The sequence below is a fragment of the Klebsiella sp. D-Nf1 genome (genome assembly GCF_002810515.1).
GTDB lineage: Bacteria > Pseudomonadota > Gammaproteobacteria > Enterobacterales > Enterobacteriaceae > Klebsiella > Klebsiella variicola.
This window is the reverse complement of the sequence record NZ_PIOK01000001.1, coordinates 1,399,691-1,413,702: the sequence shown is the minus strand read 5'-3', so window position 1 is coordinate 1,413,702 and position 14,012 is coordinate 1,399,691. Positions and strand designations below refer to the sequence as shown.

The following is a 14,012-nucleotide window of genomic DNA, read 5'->3' as shown; positions in this document are numbered from 1 at the left end:
GCTCCGTTAGCCCGGGCAGCGGCTGACGCCGCTGCCCGCGGTGATTAGAATCCAGGTAAAATTTTGCCCTGATAACGCGTCAGAATGAACTGACGAACCGCGTCCGAATGCAGCGCTTGCGCCAGCTTCTGAATGCCCGGGTCCTGAATGTTGTCCGGGCGCGCCACCAGATATTCGACGTACAGATCGCTGCCTTTTTCCACCAGCAACGCTTTATCGGTGTCGATACCGGCCTCCAGCGCATAGTTGGCAAAGATAAAGGCCAGGTCGACCTGCTTCACCGCGCGCGCCAGCATGGCGCCCTCCAGCTCGCGGATCTTAAAGTGATGCGGGTTGCTGGTAATGTCCTTCGTTGCCGATTGCGGGTTGTGCGGATCCTTGAGGGTAATCAGTCCGGCGTTGCTTAACATCACCAGCGCGCGGCCGGTGTTCACCGGATCGTTAGGGATGGCGATCGTGGCGCCGTCAGGCACCGCGGCGAGGGTCTTGTATTTGCTGGAGTAGGCGCCGAAGGGCTCGATATGCACTCCCACCACCGGTACAAGGTTGGTGTGGCGGGTCTGGTTGTAGTTATCGAGAAACGGCCGGTACTGGTAGTAGTTGGCGTCGAGGTGTTTCTCCGCCAGCTGCTGGTTAGGCTGAATAAAATCGTTAAACACTTTGACCTGTAAATCGACGCCCTCCTTTGCCAGCGCCGGCTTCACAAATTCAAGGATTTCCGCATGCGGCACCGGCGTGGCGCCGACGATCAGCGTCTCGTTAGCCAGCGCTGCGGTGGAGAAGAGGGCCAGCAGTCCGGCGGCAATAATGGATTTTTTCATGATAAGGGTTTCCTGAGCAGAGAAGGGTAAGTTATTTGCGGCTGACGTAGCGCACCAGGCGGTCGCCGCTCATTTGCAGAAGCTGTACCAGCGCGATCAGCATCAGGACGGTGACCACCATCACGTCAGTCTGAAAGCGCTGATAACCAAAACGAATGGCCAGATCGCCCAGCCCGCCGCCGCCGATCACCCCTGCCATCGAGGTGTAGTCGACCAGCAAAATGGCCGTCACGGTCACGGCGGCAATCAGCCCGGCCCGCGACTCCGGCAGCAGCGTGTGCCAGATAAGCTGCCAGGTGCTGCCGCCCATCGACCAGCTGGCCTCCACCAGGCCGTGCTCCACTTCGCGCAGGGCGGTTTCCACCAGCCGGGCGAAGAACGGGGCGCAGCCGGCGACCAGTGGCGGAATGGTTCCTTCCACCCCCAGCGAGGTGCCGGTCAGCAACGTGGTCACCGGGATCATCACGATGAGTAAAATGATGAACGGCAGGGATCGCAGCACGTTGACGCACAATGACAGCAGGCGGTAAAGGCGCGGGGCGTACAGCAAACGCGGCTCGCCGGTGAGATAGAGCACGATCCCCAGCGGAAGCCCCAGCAGTACCGTCCATCCCAGCGACCAGGCCAGCATGGTAAGGGTATCGAGGGCGGCCTGGGCCACATCGTTCCAGTCGATTTCCGCGAAAAACGCCAGCAGACTCGTCATATCAGTTCCAGTCATGTCGTTGCGGGCGAATGCCGTTCAGCACCCAGTTGCCAAGCAGCTGATACTTCCAGCGAACCGGGTCGTGCAGGGTGTGCACCCGGGCATTACGCCAGTGGCGGTCGAGGTTGAGCGACTCACCGGTGGCGCGAGTACCCCCCAGCTCGAACAGGCGGCTGGCGGCCTCCAGCGCCACTTCGGTGGTCCAGATTTTGGCGCGGGCGACGGCCAGCGACGCCTCGGCGACATGTTCCTCGCTGAGGTCATTTTTATAGCGGTCGAGCACCCGTCCCGCCCGCTCCAGCAGCGCGTCGGCTGCGGCAAGGCGGCTGTCCAGTTGACCGATATGGTAGATAGTCAGCGGATCGTCGCTCGCCCGCTCCACACCGGCGTCGATCCACGGCCGGGCGCTGTGGCGCACGAACGCCACGGTATCGTCCAGCGCCGCGCGGGCGATCCCGGCATCTATCGCCGCGGTGGTCAGCTGGGCAAACGGGCCGGCAAGGGTCGGGCTGGCGTAGGACTTCCACGTTGGGAAAAGGTGGAAAGGATTAACCGGAAGATTATCGGCCAGCACAGTGCCGCTGGCGGTGGTGCGCTGACCGAGGCACGCCCAGTCATTAACTACCGTCAGCCCCGGACTGTTCTGCGGCACAAAGGCGAGCTGGGCGCGGTCGTCGGCGTCCAGCGCCAGAATGCCAATCCAGTGGGCGTACAGCGAGCCAGTGCAGTAGCCTTTACGGCCATTGATCCGCAGACCGTCTGCGCCCTCCTCGATACGGGTACGAATATCAAGGACCGTTTTCCCCCCGGTTTCCGACAGGGCATTGGCGAAGCGATAGCCCTGTAATACCTGGGCGAAAAAGAACGCCTGTTGGTCGTCGCTGCCCTGCAGACGAATATCCTCCAGCAGGCAGTAGTGGTTCTGGGGGATCTGGCCTAACGACGGATCCGCCGCAGAGAGAATGGCGATAACCTGCGCGAGGGTCGCGGCCGAGACCTCGGCGCCGCCAAAGCGGCGCGGCACCGTGATACCCCACAGACCGCTGTTGGAATAGGTGTTGACGATCTCCGCCGGGACAATGCCCGTGCGGTCGCGCTCGGCGGCGCCGGGTTTGAGCACGGCGGCGATCTCATGGGCGATGGCGAGGGCTTCCGCATCGCTGGCAATAATATGCGCCTGCGGCGTGGACTGGGTGTAAGGCTGTGCGGGTGAACTGGCTGACATCATCTTCTCTCTTATTCAGTGAATAGCTTATGCACAAATTAGATAAATAAATAATTCATAATGCCTGTGGGTTATATGTATGGGTAAGCAAAACACGTGCCAGCGAGAGAGGAAGGCGCAGTCGTGATAGGAAGCGGGTTGGCTATGTCAGCTGATGGAGCGGACTGCTGCAAATGCAGCGCCGTTTTGCGCCGGCTGTTGCAAAGGCAACAGGAGGGTGAACGACCGCCGGGCGTGAAGGAAGGAACAAGGCGGTCAGTTCAAAGCGGACGTCAGCGGTGCGTCGTCGCAAGGGCGGTCTGCCGATCAGGCGACGATTTCAATCAGGTTGCCATCGGGATCGGCGATCACAGCCTCATAATAGCCGTCGCCGGTGGTGCGCGGCGGTGAAACCAGAATTCCGGCGGTCTCGGCGCGTTGGGCGAGGGCATCGACCTGTTCCGCCCCGCCCACCGAGAGGGCCAGATGTACCCAGCCGGTATGGTTGTTATCCGCGCTGGCCGGCTGCAGGCCAGGCTTGGTCATCAGCTCGATCACCACCTCGTCGTCGATGGTGACAAAATAGGAGGCAAAGCCGGGGTTGGTCTGGCTAAGGTATTTTTCATTGATGCTGGCGGCAAAGAACTCGACCCAGAAGCGGGCCTGGACGTCGAGCTGTTGGGTCCACAGGGCGAAATGGGCAATTTTCATGGTAAACCTCCGGGCAGGAACATTGACAATCAAAGCAGCGCAGACGATCATGCTTGCTGTTGCTCGTTTTTGATAATTTAAGGAGTTATCGTGCTCGATTATGCTGCTTTTCCCCAACAGCGACAAGCGTTGATTTGCCAGATCCTGCAGGAAAACGGCAGAGTGGTGTGCGCGGAGCTGGCGGCGCGGCTTCAGGTGTCGGAGCACACCATCCGCCGCGATCTGCATGAGCTCAGTCGCGAGGGGTTCTGTAAAAAGGTGTATGGCGGGGCGGTGCTGAGCCTGCCGGAGGCCGGGGACTACAGTGAACGGAAAGATAAAAATCGAGCAACAAAACTCAGGATCGCGCAACAGTGTGCCAGGCTGGTGAAGCCCGGCGGTACCCTTTTCATTGATACCGGGACCACCAATCTGGCGATGGCCGAGGCGCTACCCGCCGAGCTGGCGCTGACGGTAGTAACGAACTCCCCGGAGATCGCCGCGGTACTGGTGAAAAAACCGTTGTATGACGTGGTGATCCTGGGGGGGCAGGTGCAGCGGGCGAGCGGCGGCTGCGTCGGCGCCGCGGCGGTGGCTCAGGTGCAGGGCATGTTATTCGACCAGGGGTTTATCGGCGGCTGCGCGATGGCGCCAGAGTCGGGCCTGACCGGTTTTGACTACGCCGACTGCGAGTTCAAGAAAGCGGTGATTAAGCAGTGCAGCGAAATTATCATCGGCCTGACCTCGGATAAAATTCCGGCGGTGGCGCGGTTTGTGGTCGCCGCGAGCAGCGATATCGATGTGCTGGTGGTCGAAGAGAATATCAGTCGTGAATATCGCGTTGCCTTTCAGCAGCACGATATTCGCATCCATACCGTGTAGCCCGCTAGCGTGTGAGAGAGGTGGCGATAAGCCGCAGGCCCAGCGCCCCCAGCACCGTCGCGGTGGTGATGTCGATCCGCCGCTTCAGCCGCAGGTAGACGCGCCGCGGGCGATCGGCAGACAGCACCAGCGCCACCAGCGAATACCAGCTGACGTCAATCAGAAAGCTCATCAGCGGCACGATGTAGTAAAAGGCGGTGGGGATCTGCGCTGGCAGCAGGACGGTAAAAATTGAGGCGAACACCAGCGCGGTTTTGGGATTGCTCAGCTGGGTATACAGCCCATCGCGGAAGGTCTTCAGCAGCGAATGGTTGCCAGCCATGCCGCTGGCGGAAAAGTCCATCGGCTGCGCCGACCCGCGGAAAATTTTATAACCAAGCCACAGCAGATAGATCCCGCCCGCCACCTTCAGGCCAATAAACAGCTCCGGCACCGCGGTGAGTACCTTCTGCAGGCCCAGCATTGCCATAATGGAAAAAATGGCGGCGCCGGCGCCGGTACCGAGGGCGGTCACCAGACCGTGCACGCGCGAGCGAGCGACGGCATTGCGCGCGACAAAGATAAAGCTTGGGCCGGGACTGATCACGCCCATGATCAGCACCGCGGCAATGGCCATCAGGCTGGATAAGAACATAGCGACTCCTGTGATGTCCGCCGCCGGCAGGCGGTCGGTACCGTGTGGACGGTTGGGCTAAACAGAGTAGCAAACTGGTTCAGGAAAGCACGTCAAAAAGGTGTAGATAAGGCAGGGCGGCGCGGGCGGTGGCGGCGCGCGTTTTCTGCGCAACTGTTTGAATAACGATTCCCATTCTTGTCATCAATGGTAAACTGAATAACTGTGATCTTTGTCATACCGTAATAACTACAGAGAAGAGACACTGCTATGCAACATATCATTGAGGGCTTCCTCAACTTCCAGAAAGAGATCTTCCCCCAGCGTAAAGAGCTCTTCCGTAGCCTGGCCTCCAGCCAGAATCCCAAAGCGCTTTTCATCTCCTGTTCAGACAGCCGTCTGGTGCCTGAACTGGTAACCCAGCAGGAGCCGGGACAGCTCTTTGTCATTCGTAACGCCGGGAATATCGTGCCATCTTTCGGGCCGGAGCCAGGTGGCGTTTCTGCTACCATCGAATATGCCGTCGTTGCGCTGGGCGTGACGGATATCGTGATCTGCGGCCACTCCAACTGCGGCGCGATGAAAGCGATCGCCACCTGCCAGTGCCTTGAGCCGATGCCGGCGGTGTCCCACTGGCTGCGCTATGCTGATGCCGCGAAAGCAGTGGTTGAAAAGAAAACCTGGGCCAGCGAAACCGATAAAGTCAACGGCATGGTGCAGGAAAACGTCATCGCTCAGCTGAACAACATCAAAACCCATCCGTCGGTGGCGGTCGGTCTGCGCGACCATACCCTGCGCCTGCACGGCTGGTTCTACGACATTGAAAGCGGCGACATTCAGGCGCTGGATAAAAACACGAAATCCTTTGTTTCGCTGTCGGAAAATCCGGACGTCTTCTTCGAATAACGCCGTTCCCAGGGCACGGAGGCCCTGTTCATCCCCTCACCACTCCACGCAAATTTTGCCAAAATGGGCGCCGCTTTGCAGATAGCGAAAGGCATCCGGTAAGGCTGTAAAATCAAACACTTTATCGATAACCGGCCGCGACGCCTGCAGGTTCAGGGCGTTGACGTAGTCCTGTTGTTGCCGTCTATTACCTACCACCAGCCCCTGCAGCCGGGCCTGTTTACTCATCAGCAGATGGGTGGGCACATGACCTTCGAAGCCGGTCAGAACGCCGATCAGGGCGATGTGTCCGCCGACACTGACCGCCTCGAACGACTGCCCCAGCGTGCTCGGACCGCCCAGCTCCAGAATGAGATCGGCCCCGCGATGGCCGGTGATATCCTGCACCGCGGCGCCCCATTCCGGGGTGGTTCGGTAATTGATGAGATGATCGGCCCCCAGCGTGCGAGCACGAGCGAGCTTTTCATCTGACGACGAGGTGACGATCACCTGCGCGCCCATACTTTTCGCCAGCTGCAGGGCGGTTATCGACACGCCGCCGGTGCCAAGCGTCAGCACCGTATCGCCCGCTTTTAACCGTCCTTCGACAACCAGCGCGCGCCAGGCGGTAAGACCGGAAGTGGTGATGGTTGCCGCTTCCCTGAAACTCCACCCCTCAGGTGCATGGGTAAAATGGCTGGCCGGCCTGACGACATACTGGCAGGCGAACCCCTCCGCGCCATCGCCCGGGGTCTGACTGAAGTCGCTCACCTGTGGACCGGGGCGGCCATCCAGCCACTGCGGGAAAAAGCCAGCGACCACCCGGTCACCCGGCTGAAATTCGTTCACCCCGGCGCCAACCGCTTCCACCACGCCGGCGCCATCCGCCATCAGGATCCGCCGATCGGCGGTGGGAATAACGCCCGTTGCGACCAGCAAATCATGGTAGTTCAGCGAGGTGGCGTGCAGCGCCACCCGGATCTCGCCTGCGGCGGGCGCGCCGGGGTCAGCAAGATCGACAAGCTGCAGGTTCTCAAGCGAACCGGGTTTTTTGACTGTCCAGGCTTTCATCATCAGGCTCTCTTTTCTGGAGGATACAGTCAGTATTGGTCCGGAATGGGGAGAGCGCCACAGCCTGTCTGTCGGGACATCACTGAAAGGGAAAAGGGGAAAAAATAAAGCGCCGTTAAAAACGGCGCTTTATTTATTGCTAACGGCTAAAAGGATTATTTGCTCAGCTCAGCCGTCATATGGACACGATTGTTAAACTGGGCGCTGGTGATTTTATAGGATGCACCCTGTTCCGCGGCCTGGGCGGCGATTTTTGCTTCAGCACGGTCCAGTGTGGAAGCGGTAGCGCTGACGCTCTGGGCGAAGCTGACAGAAGAGAACAGAGACAGTGCAGCAACAGCAACGAAAGTTTTGATGGATTTCATGGTCGTATTCCTTAATCTGGTGTCTGATAAAGGGCTTGTCGCCCTGATGTGATAAAGAATACGCTTGACTCCTGTAGGTTAAAATCAAAACATTTTGCGAATCTTGTTCAAATAATATGAATTATTTTCCGCCGCGTGCAACGCGGCCTGCCGCTGTCGGGCAGGTTTTGCCCCTGGCGTATAACTGGCAAGGTCGGGTGAGAGCGGGTTAAACGTTGGCCCGGTGGTCATAAAATGGTGAAAATGGGTATGGCTGACCAGATGAAAATTCACCTTAATCCGTTCCAGTCCGTTATAGACTCGCTTGCGATTGATCCCCAGCGTGGTCGCCAGTTGATTCACCGACTGTCCCTTTATGGTGGCGGCGATCATGCGCATTTCCAGCCGGTTGAGGGGGGCTCGTTGACGGGAAGAGGTACTCTGACGCTGATGACGCGGCACCAGAGGCCAGCGACGATCGGCCAGCCTGCGCAAAAGGCGGCCAACCTCTGGAACGCTTTCCCGCTGGCTAACCCACAGGAGGGTATCCGCGAAAAAGGCGCGTCCGCGCCTCACGTTGCCGGCCGAGGTAAAGCCGATCACCAGACTCTGATAACGCAGGGCTAATTCAGCGGCGGCCTGATAATCGTGAAAGTTTTCCAGCGATAAAATAATCACATCCAGCCCAGCCGGATCGGGAAAATGGCTAAGTGGCAGCGAATGAATAATGTTCAGCCCGGGCAGGGTCTCCTGAATATCTCTGAAACACTGGGCGAGGCCGATATTAAAAAAACATTATTGCTGTGAATTAAAATATTCAACGGATAAACCCTGTTACAAACGATGTAAACGGCGCGGAGAGGGGGTTAGCTGCGTACCAGAAGTTTATTCATATCAGCAGGCGAGGTATTAATATAATTCATCATGCCCGGTGGTTTGAATGAGTAAATTTCGGCTACGACCGCATTATTAATATAATATCCTGCGCACTTGACCCGAATAATTAATGCGCTTTCAACGCCAGCCTGGCTAAGACGAGCTTTTAACGTCTGAATAACCTGCCATAATCGCTGCGCAGACGGGCGAAGATTATTTTTTTCCCAGACGTTAATCATCAACTCTTCATCGCTGACCACCCGTTCTCTGCCATGCGCCAACAGATATTCCAGTAAACAGGCCATGGTACTGCGTAGCTGAACTTGCGTTCGCGTCCCTCGCAGCGCGATAATTTCCCGATGATGCAGGCAGTAGAAAATATTATCTGCTAACTTATAGCCAAGCAGTTTATAGCCCTTAGTCATCTACCACTCCCTGACAAATCCAGTTATTGCCGGTGCAGAGTACCTGCCTGCTGCTGACTGACCAAGTGAATTTTATCTGTTAGAATAATCAAAACAAATAACCATATTCGTATACATAACTAGAATAAAAATCTGAAAAATGATTATTGCTCTGCAGGATTGTATGGTATAGGAAAAGTCTTAAACAAACGTCAGGCGCTGGTAAGCGGTTGAATATATAGGTGTCAGGAAAAACTAAATGCACTTATATTGATCTAGATCAATTTTGCTCATTTCAGGAGACTTTCACCATTTACATACTAAAACAAAGATTGAAATAACTTCCGTTACGCGATGATAAGCTGATTCTGAACTTATGGAACTACCCAGGGAATTGTTCATTATTTTTCAGGAGCGTTTTTATGGTCATTGCAACTCGTAAGCCTCTGTGTAACAAACGCTGGTCGGCCAGCCCGGCCTCCCAGGATCTTCAGTTGACTCAGCTACGCCACCCGTGGGTCGCCACCAAAGCCAGCTGCAAAAGCAAAAAAGCCTGGAAAAGCCGCAGTTAGCGGCCTGCCCACCCCCCTGACATAAAGCCCTGCTTGTTCCTGCGGACAAGCAGGGCTTACCTCTGCGACTTTTACACCGACTGCAACAGATAACCAGAAGGCGTCTCCACCACCCTGGCAAAGCCGGGCAGACCAAGATGCATGCCGGCGATCAGCCATTGTTCGCTGGCGGCCAGGCGCAGCAGGCTTTCCCGGGTTCGCCGGGCCTGTTCAGGATCGACGTCGAAGGCGACCGACACCGACGGCCGGGTGGTCTGAATGGTCGGGAAATGGACAATATCCCCCCAGATGAGCAGCGAGGTATCGCCCGTCTCGAGACGATACCCGGTATGGCCGGGCGTATGGCCGGGCAGAGGGCACGGGTGGATCCCGGCGACCGTCTCCTCACCATCAACTTCGCGAATTTGCGCCGCGCAGATTGCCAGTACGCGGTGGACGAGCAGCACGTTGCGCCGGCCGCGATCGCTGGCGTTGTCCAGTGTGGATGCCGCCAGCCAGTAAGCGCGTTCCCGCGAAGGCAGGAACACCGTGGCGTTGGGATACGCCGGGGCGCCGGTTGCCGTCAGCAACCCGCCGATGTGATCCGGGTGCGCGTGGGTGAGGAGGATGGTGTCAATCTCCTCAGGGCGTACGCCGAGCAGCGCCAGAGTGGCGATAAGCGCACCGCCGACGCCATTGACTCCCCCGGTGCCGGTATCCACCAGTACGGTGTGCCCGCGTCCGCGGATAAGATAGGCGCCGATCGCAATGGCCTCCGGTGAGGCTAACCCGGCGTTCCGCTGCAGGCGCTCCGCCTCCTCAGGCGTGATACCCGAGAGTAAGGACAGTGGCGCCGACATCTGACCATCACTGACGGCGGTCACCGTCAGATCGCCTGCGGTCAACGTATAAAAGGGAGCTGGTGTCATGGCGACCTCACGCGCGTTGCGCCGGGTTACGTAACCGGGCGGTGATGGGTTGATAGATAAAGACGGCGGCAGCCGTGGCCAGGTGATGCAGGTCGTCACGCGGGACGATGGCGGCATACCGGGTTTGTTGCGTCGCCAGGCCGCCAGGCAGCAGGACGATTGCCGGAGAAATGGGTAGCGTCTGAGGCGTATCGCTCAGCAGTAGCACCTCATCAGACCGGACCTCCCGCACGCCGCTATCTGCAACATAGAGGTGGCGGTGCCAGTCGGTGATCGCCGATTGCCAGCGGGCAAAATGGCCGCCACCGTTGCGGCGGTAGGCGTCGCTGTCGATGACGGTAGCATCGTGGATATCGTGCAGCGCCAGGTAGCGGGGGCAGCCCTCGCTGAGGGCGCGGAAGCGCTGAGAGGCGTAAAAACCGGGCACAGAGACCAGCGCCGGCAGTTTTTCCTGATTGTAAAAGGTATTCCACGCTGTTTCGCTTTGGGGATCGGTGTAGGCGCATTCGACGACATAGAGCATAGTGACCTCGATGGACAGATGATTGAGCGCGCAAAGCGCTTTAGTGAGTTTTCATCATCCTATCGGCTAAAAATGGCGCTGAAAAACGATGTTAATTCAATAGTCAGTGATATTCTGTCACTGACTTTCGGTGAGCCTGCACAAGGAGCATTGGCTATGCGTCGTAAAATCCCCAGCAGCGCTGCGCTACTGGCTTTTGAGGCCGCTGCCCGTCACGGCAACTTTGCCCGCGCGGCGGCGGAGCTCGCGTTAACGGAAGGGGCCATCAGCCGGCAGATTGCCCGTCTGGAAGCGCTCCTCGACAGCAAACTCTTCGACAGGACGGGGAGCCGGGTGCGGCTCAACCCGGCAGGCGCCCGCTATGCCCGCCAGGTCCGCGAGATCCTCGCCCGTCTGGAGCGGGACACCCACGACGTCAGCGGGATGCCCTCCGATGGACATAGTCTGGAGATCGCCGTGCTTCCTACCTTTGCCAGCCGCTGGTTAATCCCCCGGCTTGGACGCTTTGCAGCGCAGTATCCGCATATTGTGGTCAATATTGCCGCCCGCAGCGATCCCTTCATCCTCCCGGGCAGCGGTTTTGATGCCGCCATCCATTTTGATCACCCGGCGTGGACTGGCATGGATGTGACGTTTTTGTTCGAGGAGTACCTGCTGCCGGTCTGTCATGCGGCGCTGCTGACGAATGACGATCTCCCCGGGCAACTGAACCGATTGCCGCGCATTCACCGGCGGCAGAACCCTGACGCCTGGCTGCACTATGCCCGGGAATGCGGGCTGGCGCTGGATAATCCGGCGCAGGGGCCGCGCTACGATCTGCATGAGATGGCCATCGCCGCGGTACTGAGCCAGCAGGGGGTGGCGCTGGTGCCGAAGATGTATGTGGAAAGCGAGCTGCGCGCCGGGACGCTGGTTGCCCCGTGGCCGGGCTCCCCGACGCTGGCCAAGCGCTTCTGCCTGATCAAACCCGGTGGCGGGGAGGGGGAGCCGGCGCTGCAGGTGTTTGAGCGCTGGCTGCAGACGGAGATTGCAGCCTGTTAAGTCAGGGCTGGCCCGGGGGGAGGCTGCGTCGCCCGCTGGCGGGCATATTTCCCCGGCGATATCCCGGTATAGCGGGTAAAGGCTACGCTGAACGCGCTGGCCGAGCCATAGCCGATGCGCTCGGCGATATCCGCAATGCTGATGCCCGTCTCGCCCAGCCACTGCATGGCCAGGGTCATTCGCCAGCCTAACAGATAGCCCATCGGGGTCATCCCGGTCAGGTCGGTAAAGCGTTCAAATAACGTCGAGCGAGACAGCGCGCAGTCGGCGGCCAGGGCGTTGACCGTCCAGCGTCTGGCGGGGGCCCGATGCAGCAGGCGGATTGCCTGGGCGACCCGCGGGTCGCTCAGCCCGCGCATCAGACCGGGGGTCGCGAGCGTGCCGGAGGAACGGATGGCCTCGATAAAAAGCAGCTCAACCATCCGCGCCAGAACGAAAGATTTGCCCGCGCGATCCGCCTGCGCTTCCTCTTTCAACAGCCCGACAAAGGTGGCCAGCCGCGGTTGATTGCGGACCACCACAAAGGCTGGTAACAGCGAGGCCAGCAGGCTGGCGTTCGTCGAACCGGAAGCGCAATGACCAATCAGCGCCTGCATCTGCGCAGGCTTGTCGAGGGCTCCCAGCCGAAAGTGTCCCTCCGCCAGTTGCACCGGGATGGTCTCCAGCGCTGGTGAAGGGGGCGGGGTCAGGCTGGTTAGCGCGAAGCGGTACGCCGCCGGGATCAGAATAAAATCCCCGGCGCGCAGGATCTGCGGCTCATGCTGGTCAATTTCCAGCCGACAACCTCCTTCCAGCACGACGCCATAAAATGACAACCCCTGGTCCGAGCGTATCACTCGCCAGTCTCCCGCCCCCTCAACGGTTTTGGTCAGCACCGCTCTGAGGTTTAGCATGGCAATGACCTCCGCCAGCGGATCGCTCATTTCCGGACTCCTGCTAAAGAATGATGGATTATTGACCCTATATCGTCCGACTCGGTCTGTCTATGATCAAAAGGAAGAAGCCATTCGGAGACAGAGATATGCAAACGATAATGATCACCGGCTGTTCATCGGGTTTTGGCCTGGAGACGGCGCGTTATTTTCTCGAGCAAGGCTGGAAGGTTATTGCCACGATGCGCGCTCCGCAGGAAGGTGTGTTGCCCGCCAGCGACCGCCTGCGGCTGGTACGTCTTGACGTCACTTCGGCGCAGAGTATCGCAGAGGCCATTGCCGACGCCGGAGAGATTGATGTGCTGGTTAACAACGCCGGGGTGGGGATGCTTAATGCCCTGGAGGGCGCGTCGCGCGAGGCGATAGCAGACCTGTTTGCCACCAATACCCTGGGAACGATTGCCATGACCCAGGCGGTGATCCCCCGGTTCAGAGCGCGCCGAAGCGGGACGATCGTTAATATTACCTCGGCGGTCACCCTGCAACCGATGCCCCTGCTGGCGGTCTACACCGCGAGTAAGGCGGCGGTGAATGCCTTCACGGAGTCGCTGGCGCTGGAGCTTCGGCCCTTCAGTATCCGTGTCGGGCTGATCCTGCCGGGACGCGCTCCCCAGACCCGCTTCGGGGAAAACGCCCGCCGGACGATGGGGCAGCTCCCGGAGAGCTATGCGGCGCTCGGCCAGCAGATCCTCGACAGCATGCAGGATAACGCCAGCGTGACGCAGGCGACCGATGTCGCTCAGGCCGTCTGGCGAATGGTGCACGATCCTGATGCCCCTTCGCGGCTGCCGGCAGGGGAAGATGCCCTGGCGATGGCGCAGGCCAGTCTTAGCCGTGTCTGAAGGCAATATGCGGTTCTTGTCTGGCAGGCGGTAGGTGCGCAAGCTGCCGCTGTGCTTTATGGCCGGGGGAATATTATCCCTGTCAGTATCGGCTGGATAATATTAGCGGGTAATACGAAATAACGGTCGGGCGGCGCTTACTGATGTCAATCAGGATACCAATGTCTTTCATGGCGCGTTTTCGCCGCCTATTCTGGATATGTGCGAACCGTCCGCCATATTATGACATGATCAATGGCTCAGGTCTTTTATATGTAATTTGTCAATGTGATTCGGGCGTTAATCTTAAAAAGTTAGTCTGGCCCGGTCGGGGCTGGACTTTCTTTATTCTACTGTGGCATGGTTTCCTCCCTGTTGTACCGCGCGCTCGCTTTTTTACGCCAGGGAATAGTTTTCAGTATGGAATATTGTTGTTGCGAAGCCACCGCTTCCGCCCTGCGTCCAGACGGCTTCATTCTCTCGTCTGACAAAATATTGGCAGTTTATTTGTTTTATTCTGCTTATCGTCTTTTTCAGCATTACGCAGTCACTCCCGATCTGAACCGAGATGCCGCTGAATTCAAACTGAACGTACTCCGGCAGTACGCGGATACGAACGGGATTTTCTTGCACATTTATTGCTGAGTGACTGCTATTCCGGGCGTTAAATAAAAGAACACCGTTCTGCATTACTCAGTGCGCTTTGGGTTCTTTTAGGA

General features: G+C 58.5%; 16 protein-coding genes and 1 pseudogene. 5 read left to right on the top strand and 12 right to left on the bottom strand.

Annotation, left to right across the window (positions count from 1 at the left end; all coding sequences use genetic code 11):
• Positions 1 to 44: 44 nt before the first annotated feature.
• The 4 genes from CWM54_RS06980 to CWM54_RS06965 form a co-directional block, all read right to left on the bottom strand.
• Positions 45 to 821 carry a MetQ/NlpA family ABC transporter substrate-binding protein gene (locus CWM54_RS06980; RefSeq protein WP_100696539.1) on the bottom strand — a complete coding sequence of 259 codons (777 nt, stop codon included), beginning with the start codon at positions 819 to 821 and terminating at the stop codon, positions 45 to 47.
• A 31-nt stretch (positions 822 to 852) separates the two neighbouring features.
• Positions 853 to 1,527, bottom strand: coding sequence for a methionine ABC transporter permease (locus CWM54_RS06975; protein ID WP_008804593.1), 675 nt, complete (start codon positions 1,525 to 1,527; stop codon positions 853 to 855).
• A gap of 1 nt (position 1,528) precedes the next feature.
• Positions 1,529 to 2,755 (bottom strand): SfnB family sulfur acquisition oxidoreductase, encoded by a 1,227-nt coding sequence (locus CWM54_RS06970; RefSeq protein WP_100696537.1) that lies wholly within the window; start codon positions 2,753 to 2,755, stop codon positions 1,529 to 1,531.
• 303 nt (positions 2,756 to 3,058) lie between these two features.
• Complete coding sequence (locus CWM54_RS06965) at positions 3,059 to 3,442, bottom strand: VOC family protein (RefSeq protein WP_061154353.1); 384 nt, start codon at positions 3,440 to 3,442, stop codon at positions 3,059 to 3,061.
• Positions 3,443 to 3,532: 90 nt separating this feature from the next.
• On the opposite strand from CWM54_RS06965, the gene CWM54_RS06960 reads away from it, so the two are divergent.
• Complete coding sequence (locus CWM54_RS06960) at positions 3,533 to 4,303, top strand: DeoR/GlpR family DNA-binding transcription regulator (RefSeq protein ID WP_061154354.1); 771 nt, start codon at positions 3,533 to 3,535, stop codon at positions 4,301 to 4,303.
• A gap of 4 nt (positions 4,304 to 4,307) precedes the next feature.
• Here CWM54_RS06960 and CWM54_RS06955 read toward each other — a convergent pair whose 3' ends face one another.
• Positions 4,308 to 4,937: a LysE family translocator gene (locus CWM54_RS06955; RefSeq protein ID WP_100696535.1), complete on the bottom strand. Its 630-nt coding sequence runs from the start codon at positions 4,935 to 4,937 to the stop codon at positions 4,308 to 4,310.
• Positions 4,938 to 5,186: 249 nt separating this feature from the next.
• Here CWM54_RS06955 and CWM54_RS06950 point away from each other — a divergent pair, with 249 nt between their 5' ends.
• Entirely contained in the window at positions 5,187 to 5,822 is a 636-nt protein-coding gene (locus tag CWM54_RS06950) for a carbonic anhydrase (RefSeq protein ID WP_008804599.1), read from the top strand.
• A gap of 36 nt (positions 5,823 to 5,858) precedes the next feature.
• Here CWM54_RS06950 and CWM54_RS06945 read toward each other — a convergent pair whose 3' ends face one another.
• From CWM54_RS06945 to CWM54_RS06930, 4 genes and pseudogenes are all read right to left on the bottom strand, one after another.
• Positions 5,859 to 6,875 carry a zinc-dependent alcohol dehydrogenase family protein gene (locus CWM54_RS06945; RefSeq protein ID WP_206053108.1) on the bottom strand — a complete coding sequence of 339 codons (1,017 nt, stop codon included), beginning with the start codon at positions 6,873 to 6,875 and terminating at the stop codon, positions 5,859 to 5,861.
• A 152-nt stretch (positions 6,876 to 7,027) separates the two neighbouring features.
• Positions 7,028 to 7,237 (bottom strand): YdgH/BhsA/McbA-like domain containing protein, encoded by a 210-nt coding sequence (locus tag CWM54_RS06940; protein ID WP_004202908.1) that lies wholly within the window; start codon positions 7,235 to 7,237, stop codon positions 7,028 to 7,030.
• Between the two features lie 84 nt (positions 7,238 to 7,321).
• Positions 7,322 to 8,037, bottom strand: a pseudogene (locus tag CWM54_RS06935) (hypothetical protein).
• Positions 8,038 to 8,082: 45 nt separating this feature from the next.
• Positions 8,083 to 8,517, bottom strand: coding sequence for a winged helix-turn-helix domain-containing protein (locus CWM54_RS06930; RefSeq protein ID WP_074385653.1), 435 nt, complete (start codon positions 8,515 to 8,517; stop codon positions 8,083 to 8,085).
• Between the two features lie 401 nt (positions 8,518 to 8,918).
• On the opposite strand from CWM54_RS06930, the gene CWM54_RS28435 reads away from it, so the two are divergent.
• On the top strand, positions 8,919 to 9,068 hold the full coding sequence (locus CWM54_RS28435; RefSeq protein WP_012541503.1) for a hypothetical protein: 150 nt from the start codon (positions 8,919 to 8,921) through the stop codon (positions 9,066 to 9,068).
• A 71-nt stretch (positions 9,069 to 9,139) separates the two neighbouring features.
• Here the strand turns inward: CWM54_RS28435 and CWM54_RS06925 are convergent, their stop codons facing one another.
• Complete coding sequence (locus tag CWM54_RS06925; RefSeq protein ID WP_100696533.1) at positions 9,140 to 9,976, bottom strand: MBL fold metallo-hydrolase; 837 nt, start codon at positions 9,974 to 9,976, stop codon at positions 9,140 to 9,142.
• A gap of 7 nt (positions 9,977 to 9,983) precedes the next feature.
• A complete protein-coding gene (locus CWM54_RS06920; protein WP_100696531.1) occupies positions 9,984 to 10,499 on the bottom strand; it encodes a DUF4286 family protein in 516 nt (171 codons plus the stop codon).
• Positions 10,500 to 10,655: 156 nt separating this feature from the next.
• Here CWM54_RS06920 and CWM54_RS06915 point away from each other — a divergent pair, with 156 nt between their 5' ends.
• The gene (locus CWM54_RS06915; RefSeq protein WP_100696529.1) at positions 10,656 to 11,540 is read left to right on the top strand and encodes a LysR substrate-binding domain-containing protein; all 885 of its coding nucleotides are present in this window, start codon (positions 10,656 to 10,658) and stop codon (positions 11,538 to 11,540) included.
• Here CWM54_RS06915 and CWM54_RS06910 read toward each other — a convergent pair.
• The gene (locus tag CWM54_RS06910) at positions 11,537 to 12,463 is read right to left on the bottom strand and encodes an AraC family transcriptional regulator (protein WP_100696527.1); all 927 of its coding nucleotides are present in this window, start codon (positions 12,461 to 12,463) and stop codon (positions 11,537 to 11,539) included. The two genes, CWM54_RS06915 and CWM54_RS06910, sit on opposite strands and share 4 nt — an antisense overlap.
• 98 nt (positions 12,464 to 12,561) lie before the next feature.
• Here CWM54_RS06910 and CWM54_RS06905 point away from each other — a divergent pair, with 98 nt between their 5' ends.
• Entirely contained in the window at positions 12,562 to 13,314 is a 753-nt protein-coding gene (locus CWM54_RS06905; RefSeq protein ID WP_100696525.1) for an SDR family oxidoreductase, read from the top strand.
• Positions 13,315 to 14,012: the final 698 nt, after the last annotated feature.